Source organism: Pedobacter terrestris (assembly GCF_052343045.1).
In the GTDB taxonomy this organism is placed as follows: domain Bacteria; phylum Bacteroidota; class Bacteroidia; order Sphingobacteriales; family Sphingobacteriaceae; genus Pedobacter.
This window is the reverse complement of the sequence record NZ_CP180264.1, coordinates 1,218,209-1,239,903: the sequence shown is the minus strand read 5'-3', so window position 1 is coordinate 1,239,903 and position 21,695 is coordinate 1,218,209. Positions and strand designations below refer to the sequence as shown.

Here is a 21,695-nt window from a genome sequence, read left to right as displayed (position 1 = left end):
AAATCGTAAATAGCAAGTATAAGGTTAGATGTTATGGCCTAAAGTAAGGTCTGGTTGATCTTTCTTTTTACGTGTTACTTTTCTATTATTCTCTCTAAGGACTATTCCTTATTCATATTTGAGTGCATTTACAGGATCTGCAACAGCTGCTTTCCGCGCCTGAATGCTTACCGTTAATACCGCTATAATTACAGAAACAATTGTAGCCAGCAAAAATGGAAAAATAGGCATATCAATTCGGTAGGCAAAACCTTGCAACCATTTTTTGACCAAAATATAGGCGATTGGCCAGCTGATAATATTTGCAGTAATGACCAGAATTAAGAAAGATCTATTTAAAAGATTGATAATCTGAAAATCAGACGCACCCAAAACCTTGCGTACCGCAACTTCTTTTGTACGGCGTTTGGCCACAAAAGTAGAAAGCGCAAACAAACCCAACAGAGATAAAGAAATAGATACGGTACTGAAAAGCACAATCATTCTGATAAAACGATCGTTTGCTTCCATCACTTTCCAAAATGCATCATCCATAGAAGTGTAAGCCATCGGAAATTCTGGATAAGATAAATTCCATTCTGCCTTTATTTTCTTCAAGATGGCTTCACTGTTATCAGAATCAAACTTAACCATTACATTATTGGTCATGCTGGTGCCACCAAGTTTGGTTACTTTGTACATTGTAGGCAGCACAGCTTTATCAAAACCTTCGTTATGGTAATCTTTAATTACGCCAACAACTTGAAAAGTATATTTTTCTTCCCTTCCTGCAAGGTCAAACATTTTGCCGATAGGTTGTTTATCCAATAATTTCGCGGCAGATTCATTTAGGATTACGGCATTTACGGTATCTTGTTTATACGCACGAGAGAAAAGTCTGCCACTCACTAACTTTGCGCCAAGGGTTTGCAAGGCGTCCATAGAAATGGTTACGGTGTTTAATGGGATGGTATGCCCGTTGTATGCGATATCTGAATTGTTGTTAAATACATTCCCAAGTAATTGCGTTGTAGTGGCAACAGATTTCACCCCCGGAATGCGCCGGAGACGATCTGCGAATTTCTCATTGTAATTGGTTCTGATATTAATCAGATTGGCGCGCTCAAATCCGAGGTCTTTTTCCATCATAAATCGCGTTTGCCTATGCATAATTCCAATTGCAATCATAAACGTTACCGAAATGATAAACTGAAAAACCACAAGTGTATTTCGCAAGGCTATGCCACGTAAGCCACTTTCATAATTGCCTTTAAGTACCGAAACAGGATTATATTTAGAAACCATCCATGCCGGATAAAAACCTGCAAGTAAGGTTACAATTAAAAACAACCCAAACAGTTGCATTAAAATACTGAGCAATTGCGTATTGTGCCAGAAACTAAGTGTTACATTGAAATTCTGATTAAAAAAAGGCAAAGCCATTTCTATAAAAACAATAGACAAAAAAAGTGCTGTAATGCTTTGCAAGGCAGACTCCATTAAAAATTGTGCAAGCAGCTGCCTTTTGTAAGAGCCCAAAACTTTGCGTACGCCAACTTCTTTTGCACGTTGTACAGATTGCGCTGTTGCGAGATTAACAAAATTGATGATGGAAACCAGCAACAGGAAAATAGAAATACCAATAATAGGTTTTAATTTTTCAAACCAACTCATTTCAAAAGGTGGATTTCCATGAACATCGGCTATTGAAAGCGCTTTAAGTCCGGGTTTATTGCCATCTTTATAATATGTATCGTATTCTATTTTCCGTTTTACAAAAGATTCCTTCTTAAACTGTACGTATGTTTTCTGCAATGATGTATTAAACAATGCAGAATCCGTTCCACTTTGCACCTTAGCATAAACTTCACAGTAATGGTGATTTGATGGCTCAGTTGGATCAGTATCTTGCCAACCTGTACGCATAATTGCACTGAAAACTAAAGTTTGCGGACTTTTCGGTTCTTCTACTACGCCACGAACGGTAAACATCTCTCCGGGATCATCTTTCCAAACAATAACCTTCATTGTTTTGCCCAATACTTTCGTGGTACCAAAGAGTTGAATCGCAACACTTTCTTTCAATACGATAGATTTTGGCATTATAAGTGCTGTTTCTGCATTTCCCTGAATAAATTTGAATGGAAAAACCTTGAAAAAACTGCTATCGGCATCACGAATACCTTTTATCATTACAGCGTCCGCATGGTCTATTTTGACCGAATAACCGGCGTTAAAATCCCAAATCTGATCTACCTTTGTTACGGCCTGCGCTTGCGGTATATTTTGCCGAATGAGGGCAGCCATCCTGCTGTCGTTACTGGATTGCCAATGTTCTTTATTATCTGGTGTAAAAAAGCTATGCCTTTCTCTAATCTGATAGATATTTTTTAGTTCCGCCGACCATTTATCATAACTTTCTTCGTGGTTTATATACAACAGCATCAACACAAATGCTGTTAAACCTAATGCCAAACCACCAATATTGATTGCTGCATATATTTTATTTTTCCAGAGGTTTCGCCAGGCGATTTTTAGATTGAGTTTGAACATTATAGGGATGTATTTAGTAGTAACGGTAGTAAGTATCAAAACTTAGTATTTATTGATCTTTTAGGTAAGTCTTATTCATATTTTAGCGCATCAATTGTATTGGCAACAGCTGCTTTATAAGATCGTAAACTTACAGTGATTAGCGTAATACACATGGAGATGAACATCGCAAAAGCAAAAGGCCAAATGCTGATCTCAATCCGATAGGCAAAACCCGAGAGCCATTTAGAAACGAACAGATAAGCTAGCGGCCATGCAACTAAATTGGCAATAAATACCATCAACAAAAATGAACCGTTAAGCATTTTCACAAGTTCTATTGTTGATGCACCTAAAACTTTCCTGATGGCAACTTCGCGCGTTCTTTGTGTGGCCACGAAAGAAATTAAGCCGAATAAACCGATAAAGGAAATGAAAATAATAACCCCGGCAAAAACTTTAAATAGCGTGCCCAAAATTTTCTCGCCCTGATAATAATTGTTGATATCTTCATTCAAAAAAGATTCGTTATAGACATATTCCGGAAAGGTTTTCTGCCAAATTTGTTCTACAGTTTTCATTGTTGATAACATCTGTTTAGAATTTAATTTAATGGCTGCATAAAAAAAGCGTGGTTTAAGTGCGCCAACCAAAATTGGATCGATATTTTCATGAAGGCTCTTATTTTTAAAATCCTGGATTACACCTACAATCGGCGCTTTCATTCCTCCCATAGAAATCATTTTACCAATCGCTTCATTCGGATTTCTCACATTCAGCTTTTTTAGCAATGTTTCATTTACCAGGTATTCATTTATTGTATCAGATTTAACAAGATTACGACCGGCAACCAGCTTTAAATCAAAAGTTTTCAAATAATCTTCATCGGCATTTTTGGTATTTACCTGAAAACTAACGGTTTCGCTATTGTTAAATGTAAACGTATTTCCATTGTTATTTTGCGAAGATGGTGCGGTTCTGCAAAAACTCACTTGTTCTACTCCAGCAACTTGTTTCAGTTGGGTCTTAAATGTAGAAAAACGGTGGATGGTTAAACTATCATTCGGTAAATCAACCATTGCAATTGCAGTTGGATTAAAACCTAAGGGTTGTTCGCGGATGTATTTCATTTGCTGAAGAATGACAAGTGTGCCGATAATGAGTACCGCAGTAATGGCAAACTGTGCTACAACCAAGATTTTTCTTAATCCTAAACCTCCTGTATTTGCTGCAATTTTATTTTTAATGGCTAATGCCGGATTGAAACCTGACATAACCACGGCTGGATAAAAACCGGCCAGCACGCTCACAAAAATGACTAAACACAACATGAAAACTAGAATAACCGGATGCTGGAAAATACTGAATGATATTTTAGAGCTGAACAGATTTTGCATAGCAGGAAGCGCCATTTCTGTTAAAACACTTCCAACCAAAAGTGAGATAAAAACAATAGTAAATGTTTCGGTTAGGAATTGTACAATCAATTGCCCTCTCTGGCTACCCATAACTTTACGCACGCCAACTTCTTTACTCCGACTTACAGCCTGCGCTGTTGCCAGATTAATGAAATTTATGGATGCCACTACCATAAGGAAAAAACCGATTACCACCAATCCATACAATTGCTTTTTAGGCATTATCCGACCGGAAAAATTACCGAACTTTTCATTATAATGGATGTCATTTAGAGGCTGCAGAAGATGGCTTTCCTTGCCTGGTGCCTTCTCTACATAATATTTCTTATTAAACGATTTCAATGGGCCATTGAGCGTCTCTATCGTGATATTCGGTTTCAATTTAACATAGGCTTCTGAACTTGAACTCACAGAACCCCAATTTTTCGCTTCCCTATCTTTGAAAGATTTGTAAGGAAACATGATTTTCATTTGTACCGAATTATTTTCCGGAATATCATCAATAACCCCACCAATTGTATAGTTGATATTTCCTTCAAAATTGATGGTTTTTCCAAGCGCTGCTTTCCAATCGCCAAAAAATTTGTTGGCCATTTCTTTAGAAATTACAGCATGACTTGGATCGGACAAAGAATTATAACTGCCAGACAGCCATTTGTAGTTAAAAATTTCAAAAAAATCGGGTTCAACGTAAAAAACATCTTCAATGCTTTTAAGCTTTTCTTTCCCGGAAGGATCTGTAATTTTGATCAGTCCTGCGGTATTTTCTATCGCAGAAATTTTTTCGATATAGGGCGAAAAATCATCGCGCATTGCTGGTGCAAGTGGCAATGGAACGCCTTGAGAGTAAAACCGGTTTCCATCGGCATAATCCCAAATGGACACTATCCGATAAATTCTGTTTTTATCTTTAAATCCCTTATCGAAACTCATTTGGTAACGAATGAAAATAAAAATCAGAATGCAGCTTGCCATCCCGATGGATAAACCGAGAATATTGATTAACGTGTAACCTTTGTTTTTCCAAAGGTTTCGCCAGGCGATTTTCAGATTAAGCTTAAACATGTTTTCGTATTAGCAAATTTGGATTCTGAATTAAAGTTATCAAAACTCTAAAACCGTGTCCGTTTTGTTTGATTTATTCTGGCATATGCCAAATTAATACCAATGAAAAATAAATTTATAAATCACTGCTTTTCAATACTTTAATATATATAGAACAAAATTTATGTCCGTTTATGAACAGCTACTGTTCACTTATGGACGGCAGCTTTGCAAAACCTCAGAGATAACAGAGTGACGCACAGAGAAATCTACTTCAAGGTTTTGTATGTGTTTTTTTTGGTTTAGCGCAAGGCCTTATCACGAAAAAAGAATCACCGTGATTGATTACACTGATGTTTTCATTTTTCAGATTGATTTTTTTACCGATCAGTTTTTCTTGCTATTACCTTTAGGTCTTTAAACTTTCAGCTTTTTTCGCCAAACGCTACACGCCCTCCGCTCCTCTGCTCTATTCGTACTTCAGTGCATCCGCAGCATTCGCTTTTGCGACGTTAAACGTTTGCAGGCTCACAGTGACAATGGCAATGAATATTGATGTTAAAAGCGCAAACAAAAACGGCCACACACTGATGCTGATTTTATAATCGTATTTCTCCAACCATCTGCTGATTAATATATAGGCAACAGGAATGGCAATGATGTTGGCGATGATAACCAATTTCATAAAATCTTTATTCAGCAACATTAAAATATCGGATAAATTTGCACCCAAAACTTTCCGGATACTAATTTCTTTACTTCGTTGTTCTGCCATGTAAAGTGCCAATCCCAGCAAGCCCAAACAGGATATAAAGATGGCAAATCCACCAAAAACATTCGATAGAACGCTTAGTAGCTTTTCTGTTTGTATTTTTTCTTCCATCCCATCACTCACGAGTTTTATTTCTACCGGATATGCCGGATTAATGCGCTGGCTAATTTGTTTAATCATTTCGATTGATGCACTTAATGATTGTTTCGGACTTAATTTCAACAGTAAAGACTGGCTCTGTTTGATATTATAATAATAAACCGTTGGCGATACTTTTGATCCGAGCGATTCATTGAAAAAGTCTTTAACAACGCCAACAATCTTTAGCGGACCTTCATTTCCCCAAAAAATTGCTGCTCCAACCGGATTTTTTAATCCCATCAACTTAACAGCTTCCTCATTTAACAGCAGAGATGTAGACGTATCAGAAGGAAACTTTGGCGAGAAATCCCGTCCGGTTAAAATTTTCACGCCTGTTGTATGTGCGAAGTTAAAACCGATACTTCGGTAACTGACTATTGAAACATCATTCTTTGGTTTACCTGGCCAGGAGAAATCGCTGGTAATGTTGCCATCAAAAGTAAACGAACCAGCATATTCAGTTGCAGATTCTACTGCTCCACTTCGTTTAAGTTCATTTTTAAGGATTTCCAGTTTGCCTGGTTTCAACAATTCGCCTTCCAAATCAATCTGTGCCAAAGCAGCAACATCAAAACCCAACGGTTTATCGCGCATAAACTGAATTTGTTTATAGATAATTACGGCAGAAATGATCATACAAATGGATAATCCGAATTGCAATACGACAAGGACTTTCCGGATAGACAGTGAACCTGAAGAGCCTTTAAAGCCCTTTAATACCTTAATAGGAATAAAAGAAGACAGGTAAAATGCAGGATAACTTCCCGCAAGTAATCCGGACACGATTGCTAAACCTAATAGCGCAGTCCAAACTGTCGCCGAACTGTAGTTTATTTTTATTTCTATATCGAGCAGATGATTGAAATAAGGCAACAACATTTCAGAAAGCGTAAATCCAATTACTATTGCAACCAGCGAGAGCATTATAGATTCGATCATAAACTGTCCCATAATGGTACTTCTGGAAGAGCCTAAAGCTTTACGTACACCAACTTCCCGTGCACGTTTTTCTGAACGCGCGGTAGATAAGTTCATGTAATTGATACAGGCAATGAACAATACGCAAAAGGCCAAAAAGAGAAATAATTTGACCTGATCTATGCGTCCGCCCACAGATTTTCCATTTCTAAATTCCTGATATAAATGCATCTTCGATATCGGAAAAAGAAAAGGCTGATAAGTCATATCCGCCAGATTTGGCGCTTTATTAACTATAAACTTTTGTAGGAGCTGATTTGTATTTTCGAGAGAGGCGCCTTCGTTTAACTCAAAATACGTCATGCAGGTTATTGCGCCCCAACCGTTTTGGCGGTCGTCAGGATTCAGCTGATCAAAAAAAGACCAAGGGTGCAAAACCTCAAATTGTATGGTTTGATTTTTGGGCAAATCTTCAATCACCGCACTCACTTTAAGTTCATTTCTGCCATCGTAAGTAATCCGCTGACCTATGGGATTCTCCCGACCGAACAACTTTTTAGCTGTAGTTTCATTAATCACCACCGCTCCCGGTTCGTTTAAAGCGCTATTTGCATTTCCGTAAATAAAATGATAATCAAATATTTTCAGGAAGGTGGGATCTACATAAGACGGTATAAGCTTAAAATGATCTTCACCATGGCTATACAGTTTCGGATTTTTATTAAAGGATACCCGCGCGCTGCGTTTTATTTCCGGCAATTCTGCTGATGCCGCAGCAGACAAGCGGTTTGGCAATGCGAAAGTGGTACTGAGTTTGCCATTAACACTTAAATTTAAAGCGGCTTGATAAATTCTATCGACGTTTTTGAACTGCCGGTCATAGCTCCATTCATAGCTTACATATAGCAACAACATTAAACAGCAAGCCATTCCAATGGCCAGGCCGCCGAGGTTTATGAGCGTGAAACCTTTATTCCGCCAGAGATTTCGCAAAGCGATTTTTAAATTGAGTTTGAACATGGTTTAGTATTTTGGTGGCAAGTATTACGTGGCAAGTATCAAGACCAGATAACTTGTTGATTATTTAGTTTTTTTTCTGAGCAATCCATTTTTCTTTATGATTTTTTCTTTGCGCTATTAGCTTTCTGCTCTTTACTCATATTTCAGTGCATCTATTGGATTTGATTTTGCCACTTTAACAGATTGAACACTTACGGTGAGGATGGCAATTACAACCGATAAAATTACTGCAATGGCAAAAGGCAAAACCGAAATGGACACCCGATATTCATAAGCAGACAACCATCGGTCTATAATAATATAAGCCAGCGGAAAGGCAATTACATTGGCAATAGCCACCAGTTTGATGAAATCTTTATTCAAAAGTGTTAAGATGTTTGCAGTAGTTGCGCCCAACACTTTACGGATACTGATTTCCTTTTTTCGTTGTTCTGCCATAAATAACGCCAGCCCCAATAAACCCAAACAGGAAATGAAGATGGCGAAACTGCCGAACCAATTGGAAAGTGTGCCTAATAGTTGTTCATTTTTAAATTTTAATGCAAAACTTTCATCTACATATTTCCGGTCAACCGGAAAATTCGGTTCAATTTCTTCTACAATCTGATCAATTTTCGATAACGAACTTCCTGCGTTTGCAGAAGGATTTAAACGTATAATAACAATTTCTGCCCCGCTGTAGTTAATTGGATAGAAAAACATAGGTGCTACTTTCTGATAAGCCGATTCTACAACAAAATCTTTCATCACGCCAACTACTTTCCAATCTTTTTCATTCCATTTGACTATTTTACCAACAGGCTCTTTTAAACCCATCATTTTAACGGCCGATTCATTCAACATAATGGTATTCGTGTCGTTCTTATATCGGGCAGAAAAATCGCGACCAGCAACCAATTCAGTGCCGATAGATTGAATAAAATCATAGCCAATTCCGCGTTGGTTAAACAGAATATCTTGCTTTGGATCTTTACCCGGCCAGCTTACATCCATTGTATTATTGCCACCTTCGCTTATGTCAAGACTAAAAAACGATACTGAAGTTGCCGCTCCAGATTTTAACAACTTGTCTTTAAGCAATTCCAGCTTATTTATATTGCGCAAATTTCCTTGTACTGCCAGCTGAAGTAAGTTCTTTTTATCGTAACCAATTGGTTTCTTTTTGATGAAGTCGAGCTGTTGGTAAATCACGAAAGTGCAGATAATGAGACATACGGCAAATACAAATTGCGTTACAACCAAAACTTTCCGGATTGATACGCTTGAGCCAATTTTCATGTTGACACCTTTAAGAACTTTCACTGGCTCAAATGACGAGAGATAAATGGCCGGATAACTTCCGGCAATTAACCCGGTAAATATCATTAAGCTCAAAAGCGTTGTCCAGAATTTCCAGTCGTGATATTGAATAGCCAATTCAATGCCCAGCAAATTATTGAAGTAAGGTAAACTGACTTCTGCAAGTACGAAAGCAAGAATTGTACTGAGTAGCGACAGAATTAATGATTCTAAAAGAAATTGCCCTACCAGAGATTTTCTTGAAGAACCAATTGCTTTACGCACGCCAACTTCCTTGCCTCTTTTTTCTGAGCTTGCAGTAGAAAGGTTCATGAAATTTACACAGGCAATTAACAGTATACAAATGGCCAGTAAAAGAAAAATCTTTAACTGGTCAATCTTGCCACCAACAGATTTACCATTTTCAAAATCATCATACAGATGCCATTTATCCAGAGGAAATAATAATGCTTCACTTATACCGCCGCTTTGGTTGCGTTTGTAAATGTTTTTTATTGCAACATTTGCCTGTACAAAAGCCGCTGTATTATTCAACTGTACAATTGTGAGGCACATGTTATTGCCCCAATTCGGATCGCGGGCCCATGATTCGCGTTTTTCAAACAATGCCCAAGGCATCACATAATCAAACTGAAGTGTGCTATTTGGCGGAACATCTTCTATAATTGCTTCTACTTTTAATACATCGATATTGTCTATTTTTACCATTTTATTGATTGGATCTTCCGTTCCAAATAATTTCTCAGCGAAGGTTTTGGTGAGGATGATGGTATTTACTTCTTTCAGTGCCGCATCTGGATTACCTTTCAGAAATTTATAATCCAGAATCTTCAGGAAATTCGGATCGGTAAAAATGCCTCTTTGCTTAAATTTACGTTCGCCATTGGCGATCAAATTCGGACGCGGATAAGTTGAATGCGATGAATATTTGATACCAGGAATTTTTTCCTGAATTTCTTTTGCCATCACGTTTGGAGTCCACGGCCAACTGAATATTTTTCCGCTCGATGGCGTATTTTGATAAACTACATAGTTTTTTTCATGATTGGCGAACTGTTTATCGTAGCCCCATTCATAAGTAACATACAACAGCAGCACCATACAACTGGCCAGTCCGATGGCCAATCCACCAACATTTATAAAGGTGAAACGCTTATTCCGCCAGAGATTCCGTAAAGCGATTTTGAGGTTTAATTTGAACATGGTTTAATATTTTGGTAACACGTATTCAGTATCAAGACCAAATGGCTTGTTGATTAATTTTCAGTTTTTTTTGTATAATATATTTTTGATTTTAGGTTGCGCTTTCGCCACTACTCATATTTCAGTGCATCAACCGGACTCGCATTTACCGCTTTATTGGCTTGCAGGCTTACAGTTAAAATGGTTATAAAAAGCGTAGTAAAAACGCTGATGATAAAAGGCGAAAAGGGCAAGTCAATTCTATAGGCGAAAGTATCCAGCCATCGCTTGGTTAAAATGTAAGCTAAAGGCCAGGCAATAGCGTTGGCAACAAGTACCATCACAAAAAATGAGCTGTTTAGAAGTTTAAGGATCTGAAGGTCACTGGCTCCAAGTATTTTTCGAACGGCAATTTCTTTTACTCTGCTATTGGTTAAATACTTCGCAAAGGCAAATAATCCCAATATTGCAATAAAAATGGTGAGCATTGCGGCAGCAAAAAATACCGACTGAAGTTTTTCTTGATTTCTAAATAATTTGCCGTATAAATCGTCCAAAAATTCATATCTAAAATCATCGCCATCTAATTTATTAATACCAGACCATTCTTTTTTCAAAGCTTTTAAAGCAGTTCCCATTTTTTGCTGGTCAATATTTAATAAAATTGCCGTACGCTTCATTTCATTGCCGCAAGGATTATTCATCACATAAAGCGTTGGTTCTACAGCTTTTTCAAAACCCAGTGTTTTAAAATCTTTAATTACGCCCACCACAGTGTATTCCAAATTTTTACAGCCTCTGATTTTTTTACCTACCGGATTAGTGAGTCCATATTTTTTTACCGCGGTTTCATTTAAAATTGCTGAACGCGCAGTATCAATATTGAATTTTTTAGAAAAGGTTCGCCCTTCTTTTACCTGTATTCCAAGAGTTTCAAAATAATCATAATCTACATCTATAAAACTCAGTTCATTTGCTTTCCCATCAATGGTATAGCTGGATTTTTCTGTTGGCGAACCATCCGGAATGGAGTTGGCTACCGTGGCCGACTTTATTCCATCAATCTTGAGCATTTGATCTCGCAAGGATTGGAATTTATCGGCTTTGGAGAAAATCATGATGTTGCGGATGTATACAACCTGTTCTGTTTTGAAACCAATATCTTCACTCCGCATGTATTTTAACTGCGAATTGATAATGAGCAAGCCGATTATAAATACCACGGCTACAACAAATTGCGTAATTAAAAGTCCGTTGCGCAACCAATGTGTTTGTTTACTGGTTTGGAAATTTCCTTTAAGTACCAGTGCAGGTTTAAACCCTGATAATACCAATGCCGGATAAAAACCAGAAATAAAACTGATGACAATCAAGATCGCGGGCAATTGCCAATATAAAGAAAGCCCTGCAGACCAAAGCGAAAGCGTTACCCCAAAAACCTGATTAAAACGCGGCAAAACCAGCTCGGAAAGGATAAGTGCCAGAATTAAACCAAAAAGACATTGTAGAAAAATTTCTGCTAAAAATTGAAAAGCCAGCTGAAACCGGTAAGCGCCCATAACTTTTTTTACGCCTACTTCACGTGCGCGTTTTGCTGCTTGTGCAATACTGAGATTGGTAAAGTTTATGCAGGCAATAATTAATATTGCGCCACCTAAAACAGATAAAGCAAGCAGCAACCTATAGTTGGCATTATTCCCGGCTTTTGGATTAAGGTGTTGATTTTTAAGTGCGTCTAAAAAGATACTTGTGGTTTTGTAATATTCATCTTGTGGATTTTCTCCGCTTTGCAGCAATTCCTTTTTGTAAAGCGTATTAATTTTATTCTCCAACGTGGCAATATTTGTTCCGGGTTTTACTTGTATGTACGTATAATAATTGTTGCCATTATAATCTTCGCCGTCTCCGAGTTTTGCAAAAAGCGACACCGCATCAAATTCTATTGTAGAATGCGGGTTAGACTGAATTACATTGTGTACCTTACCTTGCATACCAGCAGCTTTAGAGCCCAGCGTAATCAATTCTTCGCCACTATTTTTCTTAGCCGGAAACAGTGTTTGATAATGCTGTGCATTTAAATAAAACAAAGCATCTGTACCTTCCGGTTTTCTTAATAAACCATTTGCGGGCTTCAGATCAAACATTTTTGCGGCATTATAATCAATCATTAAACATTTTTTAAGAAAGGTAGCATTATCGTCTTTCCGAACCGGGATCTCAAAAAAGCTGTATTTCATTAAGCCGACAGAACGTACTTCCGGAATATTTTTTTGAATTGCCTGCCCAAATGGCGCTGCAGTATAATTTGTTTTCTGATCTTTTAATGTTCTGCCAACAATGTAAATTTCATTGTAGTTCGGGTTTGTTTTATCATAACCGGTTTCATAATTGTAATACAAAACAACCAATATAAAAGCAGCGAGTGCCACAGATAAACCTCCAATATTAATGGCCGTAATTCCCCGGTTTCTCCAAAGGTTTCGCAAAGCGATTTTTAAATTCAGTTTAAACATGGGTATGAGCTTTTAGTAAAAGGTAGAGTATTAAGTAACAGGCTATTTTAGTTTTACACTTTAGGCTTCGATATTTTCGGTCAGATCAATTCTTCGTTTCGGCTTTTATTAATCTTTTCAGAAATTACATGGCCATCTTTTAAATTGATAATCCGGTTAGAAAAACTTGCATCGTGACTGGAGTGTGTTACCATTACTATTGTGGTTCCGGTTTCATTCAGTTCGCAAAGCAGTTCCATTACTTCATTACCGTGCGAACTGTCTAGATTTCCGGTAGGTTCATCGGCTAAAATCAATTTCGGTTTGGTAACCAAAGCGCGAGCAACAGCAACGCGTTGTTGCTGACCGCCAGACAATTGCTGAGGAAAGTGCCCGCTTCGATTTACAATATTCATGCGTTCAATAATTTCATTTACCAGTCGCTTGCGCTCACCAGCGGCAACCTTATTGTAAATTAACGGCAACTCTATATTTTCAAAAACCGTTAATTCATCAATTAAATTAAAATTTTGAAACACAAAGCCCATATTCCTTTTTCTGAAATTAGATCGTTCGCGGTCGTTCAAAGTAAGCAGTTCTGTTTCCATAAATTTATAGCTGCCACTTTCGGGTTTATCCAGCAAACCCATTACATTTAACAGCGTTGATTTGCCGCAGCCAGAAGGCCCCATTATAGAAACAAATTCTCCCTCTTTAACGTGTAAGTTGATACCATTCAACGCTGTAGTTTCAATCTCTTCAGTTTTATAAACCTTTTCTAATTTTTCGATCTTAATCATAAAGCCTTTTATTTTGCTGTAAGCTGGATATTTGTTTTTTGCCCTTTTTTCAATTCTATTTCAAATTCTTTTATCCCCAACTTTTTATGGTAAAGTTTAAAGGTATATAAGCCGGGTTCAAGCTGTATTTCTGTGGTTTCTGAACGGAGTGGAACACTAAATTTTAATTTCCCTTCTTGTATCAGTTCTACTTTTTCGAGAAGTGATTTTTCATCAGTTGGTGTAAATTTGGCTAGTGCTTTAGTTAGCGTTTCATCTTTAGCAGATTTTGCCCAAATGTTCATTTCGTAAGTAATGCCATTTTTTTTGTCTTGCCAGTTGGCTTCTTTTTTAAAAATGCCTTGCGCCTGTACGGTGTATAAGCAACAGGCAAATGCGAGCGTAATGAGTATTTTTTTCATATTTTTTATTTGCTGATTTCTACTTGGTCATATTGAGTAAACTGATCATAAGAAGATGTTATTACTTCCTCGCCTTTTTGCAAACCTTCTATTATTTCATAATAAAGATAGTTTTTGCGGCCAATTTTTACGTTTCTTTTAGTGGCTTTACCATTTGTGATTACAAAAACCCAAGAGCCACCGGTACTTTGAAAAAATTGTCCTTGTGCAAGCAATAAAGATTTGCTGTTGTCTGATAAGGTCAGTTTTGTTTGAAGCGATAAACCTCTGCGCAAGCCTTCTGGCGCGACATCTTTAAAGGTCATTTCTACTTGGAACTGACCGCTGGTTACCTCTGGAATTACTTTGCTAACCATTAATGTGAACGTTTTCCCATTAAACTCGCAAGTTGCCGTTTGCCCTTCTTTTACGCGATTAATATAATATTCATCTACGCCGGCCTGTAATTTATATCCTTGCAAAAGATCAATTTTGCCAATCATTTCATTAGAGGTATAAGATTTTCCAATTACCGGATCGTATGACGAAAGTTTTCCGGATACAGGTGCTTTTATGGTCATATTGGCGATATTCTGACGAATCATGTTCAAACTTTCATTCATTTGCGCCATAGATTGATCAATTTGTTGCAGCTGCATTTTGCGGCTTTGGTTTTCCTGCAAAACGGCCTGTTTTACAATTTTAAGTTTGCCCTGGTAATATTCGTAGTCTTGCGCAGATTTATTAAACTCTTGAAGCGTAATTACTTTTTTCGCAAACAAAGAACTGTCTAACCGATATTGACGCACCGCCGTACGTAAACTATTCTCTACATCTAGAACATCTTGATTGAGCACACGCTGATTTTGTTCTAAATCTAAGCGCGATTTCCGCAATTGATTGATTTGTTCTGTGGCTGCAGTTTGACTGGAGGTATAACTTAACATTGCATTAGAATTTGCAATGCGCAACAAAGGTTTCCCTTTTACAACAGATGCGCCATTTTCTGTAAAAATCTCTGCAACGGTACCACCTTCTGAGGAACTTACAATTACAGATGTAAGTGGAACAACACTGGAGTTTAACAATACGACATCTTCAAAATCTCCGTACTCTACTTTGCTGATGGTTAATTTATCTGCATCTGCGCGGTAAACTTTATTTAATGAGAGCGTATACCCATAAATTACAACAGCTACAAATACAACGGCACCTGCCATTATTAGCATGGTTTTTAATGTAAACCTTTTCTTCTCAATTTTTTTATCCATTGTTCGGGTAATCAATTTTATTGCTCAATATCCAAGCTTGTGCCAAAGCGTTAAATTATTTTAATTTACTGATTAACAATATTTTAAAATAATTTCAATTCATTACATGTTCATTTTCGAACAGTTTATGTGCGGCAACGAACAGTTTCATTATTTTAGTGCGGTGAAAGGACCTCACCCCTTCATTCCCTCTCCTTAAAGAGAGGGGGTTGGGAGCAGAAAAAACTAGATGCTTAGCTGCGAAGAGGTTAAAACCGCAACATGCTATTTCACTCTCTTCAAGGAGAGGGATAGCAAAAGAGAACAAATACCACTCACTTTGATAGAGTGAGGTTTTAAAATACAAATTATGTTAAACGCAACCGTTTTAATTATTGATGACGATGACGATATTTTGCTCAGCGCACGCCTATTTCTTAAACAACAGGTAAAAGAAGTTGTACTCTGCAAATCGCCGAAAGAGATCAATGTTTTATTAAGTAAACATGAAGTCGATATTATCCTGTTGGATATGAATTACCAAAAAGGTGCGAGCGATGGTAGAGAAGGTTTATATTGGCTGGAGCATATTTTATCTGTAGATAAAGATTATGTAGTAATTTTAATGACAGCCTTTGGCAATGTCGAACTGGCTGTGAAAGCCATTAAAAATGGCGCGACAGATTTTATTCTCAAACCCTGGGAAAATGAAAAACTATTCGCTACCCTATCATCTGCAACTAAACTTAGAGAATCTACCCGCAAAGTTAAAAAGCTCGAAAAAATTCATTCTTCGTTACAGAAAGATATAGAGCGCGGATTTGATCATATTATTGGCCAGGCCGCCGGGATCAAACAACTGCAAAACACACTCCTGAAAGTATCTCCCACCGATGCCAATGTGTTGATTCTGGGCGAAAACGGGACAGGAAAACAGGTTTTTGCCTATGAAATACATCGCCATTCCCAACGGCGCAATCAGGTTTTTATGCATGTAGATTTAGGCTCTTTAAACGAAAACTTATTTGAAAGTGAACTTTTTGGTTATGCAAAAGGCGCATTTACAGATGCGAAAGACGATAAACCCGGCCGTTTTGAACTCGCCGAAGGCGGCACGATCTTTCTGGATGAGATTGGCAACCTTAGTCTTCCGTTACAGGCAAAGTTGCTTAGTGTTTTACAAAACCGAACGGTAACCCGACTGGGCGAAAGCAAAGAGCGTAAAATTAATGTGCGCTTAATAACAGCAACCAATATGCCTTTAAATGAAATGGTAGCGAAAAATACCTTCCGGCAGGATTTACTATTCAGGATTAATACGGTAGAATTGATGTTGCCACCACTAAGGCAACGCGGCGAAGATATTCTTTTGCTTGCCGATCATTTTATGCAAAATTTCAGTAACAAATACCACAAAGAAATTAAGCGCATTCATCCAAAGGCAGCACAAGTATTGTTGAACTACAAATGGCCCGGAAACGTTCGCGAATTGCAACACGTATTGGAACGTGCTGTAATTATGGCCGATGGAACTGAAATTGGCGAAGAAGATTTGCAATTAAGTCCGCAACGCTTCAGTGCCTCAAATGCAGTACCCGATGAAATGGCATTAGAAGATATGGAAAAACTGATGGTACAGAAAGCCATAGATAAGCACAAAGGCAATATATCCCGCGCAGCGGCAGAACTCGGTTTAACCCGCGCAGCATTATACCGTAGAATTGAAAAATTCGGAATATAATTTAAGGAGTGAAAAGCGCGAAATAAAACCTTCGATAACCCTACCAAATAAACCAATGATCTAAAAAATGTTCTATAAACGTTTTACATTTCGATTGATATCTCGTTTGCTCATCATTAACCTAATGGGCTACCTGTTGTTTTATCTCATTACCCGCACAGCACTTTGGTTTACAATAGCCGGTGTCGGATTTATTTTTATTGCCTTAATTATCTCGTTGTATTTGTACATCAACGAAATCCGATCAGATATTAAGCGATTTATTCTTGCCGTAAAAACCAGAGATCATACCCTAAATTTTAAAAATAAAGCAACGCAAGGAAGTTTCCCCGAACTTTATGAATCTTTTGGCGATATCTTACATGTACACAAACAAATCCGTATGGAACAAGAAGCCATGTTCCAACTGATTAAAACCATTTTAGAGCAAGTTCCGGTAGGTGTAATTGTTGTAAATGCATTGGCAAATGAAAAAGTAAACCAAGAAATTGTCTTTTTTAATCAGGCCGCATCCAACTTGCTTTCTGTGCCGGCTTACAAATATTGGCACCGTTTAAAAGAACATTTGAATGATTTTGCTGTAGCAACAGAACAAATTGCGCAAGGCGGAAAACGTTTTTTGGAGTTGAAAATCCAAGATAAACTTACACAGCTTTCTACAGAAGTTATTCCACTTAATTTATATGGAAACAATTATACGATCATCAGTTTTCAAAACATTAAAGACGAAATTGAGCAGAAAGAAACCGAAGCCTGGAATCGTTTAATCGGTGTAATTTCTCATGAAATCTTAAATTCTATCACACCAATCAGCTCATTGTCTGACACAATTAACGGAATGGTTAGCGATAAGGAAAACCTGACTTCAGAAGATATGGACGATCTTAAAATGGCTTTGCAAACCATTAAAAGGCGTTCAGCTGGTTTACTGGATTTTGTGAAAGACTATCGCCTCATTGCAGAACTTCCCACGCCAGATTTGGAAGCGCACACTATCGGCGAAATTTTAAAACACATAAAAGTACTCATGCAGCCTTTTGCTTCAGGTAGAAACATTGTACTTGATGTAGAGCAGACTTTATCCAAAATCACCTTGCAGTTAGATCTTAAATTGGTAGAGCAGGTATTAATTAACCTGATAACGAACAGTATTTATGCTGTAGAATTTACCGAAAATCCACATATCAAAATCAGTTATCGGTTAGAAAACAACAAGCTTTACATTGATGTAGCAGACAACGGAAAAGGAATTGAAGGTGCAGATATTGAGAAAATCTTCGTCCCTTTTTACACCACCCGGAAAAACGGTTCCGGAATTGGACTCACCATAAGCCGCAATATTATGAAGATGCACCGGGGAAGTCTGGAAGTGATTTCCACTCCACAACTTGGCTCAACTTTTTCGCTCATATTTAACTACCAATAAGATTTTAAATGTAAACACCTTCATCAAAGGAGAATGAGGCTGCTAAATCGGCTAAAACCAAAAAATTCAAACAAAAACGGTCTTATATGCTTTTTATTATGTGGATACATCAAAAAGAAGCATGAAGACAGTTATACTATCGAATAGACTCCCCGTCAAAATTATAGAAGAAAACAACGAATACACTTTCATTCCAAGCGAGGGCGGCCTGGCAACAGGTTTGGCAGACGTGTATAAAAACGGCAATTCCATTTGGGTCGGCTGGCCTGGAATCGATGTTCCGGAAGATCGCCAGGAAGAAGTAATTGAAAAATTGCGTGCATTAAATTTATTTCCTGTTTTTCTAACTCAAGACGAGATCAATCTATATTATGAAGGTTTTTCTAACGAAGTTTTATGGCCTGTTTTTCATTATCTGGTTACTTATGCCCATTATGAACAAAGCTACTGGGATTGTTACCAGGCGGTCAACAAAAAATTTGCTGAAAGCGCACTAAAAGTTCTGGATAAAAATGACCGGATCTGGATTCAGGATTATCAACTTTTGCTGCTTCCCGGCATCCTCAGAGAACGTCTACCGAAATCTACCATCGGCTTTTTTCAGCATATTCCTTTTCCTTCGTACGAAATCTTCAGGCTTATCCCCTGGCGCGAAGAATTGCTTAAAGGTTTAACCGGTGCAGATTTAATCGGCTTTCATACCTATGACGATGTAAGGCATTTTCTAAGTACCGCAACGCGGATTCTACCCATCAATTCCACATCCAATGTTTTAAATGGAGAAGATCATCAGATTGTAGTCGAAGCGTTTCCTATGGGAATTGATTTCGAGAAGTTCGCCAGTCTAACAACTACAGACGAAGTAAAAAAAGAAATCGATTTTTTCCGATCCGGAAAAGAAGACATGAAAATTATCTTATCGATTGACCGGCTCGACTACAGTAAAGGCATTTTGGAAAGGTTAAAAGCTCTGGAATTGCTTCTGCAAATTCATCCGGAATATATCGGTAAAATTGAATTGTTTATGATCGTTGTGCCATCAAGAGACAGTGTGCCGCAATACCGCGATCTCCGCGAACAGATCGACCAGTTTGTCGGTAATCTGAATGCCAGATATCGTTCCATCAACTGGATTCCGGTAAATTATTTCTATAGATCGTTTCCGATAGAAGTTTTATCGGCATTATATTCATCAGCAGATATTTGTCTGGTTACACCAATGCGAGATGGAATGAATCTCGTTAGCAAAGAATATGTAGCCAGCAGAAACCACAATGACGGGGTATTGATTTTGAGCGAAATGGCTGGCGCTTCAAAAGAACTTACGGACGCGCTTGTCGTAAATCCCAACAACCTTGGCGATATTATGGAAGCCATTGTGACGGCATTGAAAATGCCAAAAGAAGAACAAATACAGCGTATGACAGCCATGCGCGCAATAGTTGAAAAATTCAATGTAAAACATTGGGTACAAAATTTTATATTAAGATTGGAAGAAGTGAAGGATTCTCAAAAGTCATTACTGACTAAACATGCCGTAAACGCAATTAACCAGGTTATTGCTGAGCAGTACAACAACTCGAAAAACAGAACGCTATTTTTAGATTATGACGGAACGCTTGTTGGTTTCTCCGGAAACATAGACGATGCCTCTCCCGATCAGGAATTGTATGACCTGATTACTAAACTTACTGAAGATACCGCGAACACAATTGTAATCATTAGCGGACGCAGACATGAAACATTAGAAAAGTGGTTTGGACACCTGAAAGTGGATTTAATTGCCGAACACGGCGCATGGCAAAAGTCTTTTGGCGATAAATGGAATTCACTTCCGCTACTTACAGATCAATGGAAGCAGGAAATAAAGGCTTTGCTAGAAACGTATACAGATAGAACGCCAGGTTCATTTATTGAGGAAAAAAGTTACTCGCTGGTTTGGCATTACCGCAAAGCGGATGAAGGTTTGGGCGATTTAAGAGCCAATGAAATTATTAGTCATTTAAAAATTCTGGCAGCTGATAAAGGCTTACAACTGATGCCCGGAAACAAAGTAATTGAGTTTAAAAACGTTGAAGTAAATAAAGGTAAAGCCGCGTTAAACTGGCTTTATGGAAAGGAAACAGATTTTATTATGGCGCTTGGCGATGATGTAACGGATGAAGACATTTTTAGGGCTTTGCCCGATGATGCGATTACCGTGAAAGTAGGTGCCAATATTTCTGAAGCCAAATACTACCTGAACGATTTTGTAGAGGTAAGAAAACTACTTTGGAGTCTGGTAAAAGAAGAATTTGCATCGAAAATATAAAGTCGAACTGACATTCATCAACAAAAAGGATTTATCGCAATGCGATGGATCCTTTTTCATTTAAATACTAATTTATTAATAGTCAATATTATACGATTATAATATTTTAAAGCTACCAAACTGTTTAAATAAAAACACAAATTAACGTCACATCGTATGATTTACCAGTCTATTTAAGTTAAATTTTGTAATATATTTGCGCAAATTTTTTAAAAACTTAATAATGAAATCAAAATTAACATTCTTAATTCTGCTTACTGCAGCCTTTACCTCATGCAAAAAAACAACTAACGTTGATGTTACACTAAACACAAGCGGAAAACTGACTTACAGATTGCTGGATGATTCCGGAAAGGGTTTACCAAATGTTAAATTGTCACTCTATGATCGCCAGGACTTATATTATTCAAACACAAACGTTCTTTTAGACGCTCGGGTTACTGATGCAAATGGCCAGGTAGACTTCGGAGATCTAAATCCAAGGAACTACCAGGTTATTTCAGATTCGGCAAAAGTGAATAATATCACTTATGTTGTACAGGAGTATGTACAGGTAACTACGGGTTCAGTTAAAAACAAAGAAACTAAAGTGACTGATCATTCAGGAACAGTTACAATAACCATTAAATCGTACAACAATAATCAATCATTAAAAAATATTGGTGTAATGATTATTCCTACGAATAGATATAATTATAACAACAACACTGCAGCAAACTTAAAGGTAGCTGATTTCACTGGCGTAACAAACGATTTGGGAGTCGCTTCATTTAAAATTCCGGCAGTTAAACAATATTCTGTTTATCTGTATAATACTGTTACAAACGCATCTTATGGTACATACTATAATGGTATAACCGTACAAAAAGATGGCGTATTTAATACCACCTCTTACATATATTAGGAATTAAATTGATAGGGTGAATAAACTCCACCCGTTCGAAAAAAAAATCCAATAAAGCTGACAATTAAAACAGCTTCATTGGATTT

12 protein-coding genes are annotated in these 21,695 nt (G+C 37.5%); 4 read left to right on the top strand and 8 right to left on the bottom strand.

What is annotated here, in order from left to right; translation table 11 throughout:
* Nucleotides 1-108: 108 nt before the first annotated feature.
* The 8 genes from ACJVDH_RS05310 to ACJVDH_RS05275 all read right to left on the bottom strand — a co-directional run bounded on the left by ACJVDH_RS05310 (nt 109) and on the right by ACJVDH_RS05275 (nt 15,248).
* Nucleotides 109-2,532: an ABC transporter permease gene (locus ACJVDH_RS05310; RefSeq protein WP_443946532.1), complete on the bottom strand. Its 2,424-nt coding sequence runs from the start codon at nt 2,530-2,532 to the stop codon at nt 109-111.
* A 71-nt stretch (nt 2,533-2,603) separates the two neighbouring features.
* Entirely contained in the window at nt 2,604-4,994 is a 2,391-nt protein-coding gene (locus tag ACJVDH_RS05305; RefSeq protein WP_443946531.1) for an ABC transporter permease, read from the bottom strand.
* Nucleotides 4,995-5,442: 448 nt separating this feature from the next.
* On the bottom strand, nt 5,443-7,824 hold the full coding sequence (locus tag ACJVDH_RS05300; RefSeq protein WP_443946530.1) for an ABC transporter permease: 2,382 nt from the start codon (nt 7,822-7,824) through the stop codon (nt 5,443-5,445).
* Between the two features lie 132 nt (nt 7,825-7,956).
* Nucleotides 7,957-10,326, bottom strand: a complete 2,370-nt coding sequence (locus tag ACJVDH_RS05295; protein WP_443946529.1) for an ABC transporter permease — start codon at nt 10,324-10,326, stop codon at nt 7,957-7,959.
* 110 nt (nt 10,327-10,436) lie between these two features.
* Nucleotides 10,437-12,818 carry an FtsX-like permease family protein gene (locus ACJVDH_RS05290; RefSeq protein WP_443946528.1) on the bottom strand — a complete coding sequence of 794 codons (2,382 nt, stop codon included), beginning with the start codon at nt 12,816-12,818 and terminating at the stop codon, nt 10,437-10,439.
* An 80-nt stretch (nt 12,819-12,898) separates the two neighbouring features.
* Entirely contained in the window at nt 12,899-13,597 is a 699-nt protein-coding gene (locus tag ACJVDH_RS05285) for an ABC transporter ATP-binding protein (RefSeq protein WP_443946527.1), read from the bottom strand.
* Nucleotides 13,598-13,605: 8 nt separating this feature from the next.
* A complete protein-coding gene (locus ACJVDH_RS05280; protein ID WP_443946526.1) occupies nt 13,606-13,998 on the bottom strand; it encodes a hypothetical protein in 393 nt (130 codons plus the stop codon).
* 5 nt (nt 13,999-14,003) lie between these two features.
* Nucleotides 14,004-15,248, bottom strand: a complete 1,245-nt coding sequence (locus tag ACJVDH_RS05275; protein WP_443946525.1) for an efflux RND transporter periplasmic adaptor subunit — start codon at nt 15,246-15,248, stop codon at nt 14,004-14,006.
* A gap of 349 nt (nt 15,249-15,597) precedes the next feature.
* On the opposite strand from ACJVDH_RS05275, the gene ACJVDH_RS05270 reads away from it, so the two are divergent.
* The 4 genes from ACJVDH_RS05270 to ACJVDH_RS05255 all read left to right on the top strand — a co-directional run bounded on the left by ACJVDH_RS05270 (nt 15,598) and on the right by ACJVDH_RS05255 (nt 21,609).
* Nucleotides 15,598-16,968: a sigma-54-dependent transcriptional regulator gene (locus tag ACJVDH_RS05270; RefSeq protein ID WP_443946524.1), complete on the top strand. Its 1,371-nt coding sequence runs from the start codon at nt 15,598-15,600 to the stop codon at nt 16,966-16,968.
* Between the two features lie 67 nt (nt 16,969-17,035).
* A complete protein-coding gene (locus ACJVDH_RS05265) occupies nt 17,036-18,394 on the top strand; it encodes a sensor histidine kinase (RefSeq protein WP_443946523.1) in 1,359 nt (452 codons plus the stop codon).
* A gap of 121 nt (nt 18,395-18,515) precedes the next feature.
* Complete coding sequence (locus ACJVDH_RS05260; RefSeq protein WP_443946522.1) at nt 18,516-20,705, top strand: bifunctional alpha,alpha-trehalose-phosphate synthase (UDP-forming)/trehalose-phosphatase; 2,190 nt, start codon at nt 18,516-18,518, stop codon at nt 20,703-20,705.
* Nucleotides 20,706-20,928: 223 nt separating this feature from the next.
* Nucleotides 20,929-21,609 carry a hypothetical protein gene (locus ACJVDH_RS05255; protein WP_443946521.1) on the top strand — a complete coding sequence of 227 codons (681 nt, stop codon included), beginning with the start codon at nt 20,929-20,931 and terminating at the stop codon, nt 21,607-21,609.
* The last annotated feature ends 86 nt before the right edge of the window (nt 21,610-21,695 follow it).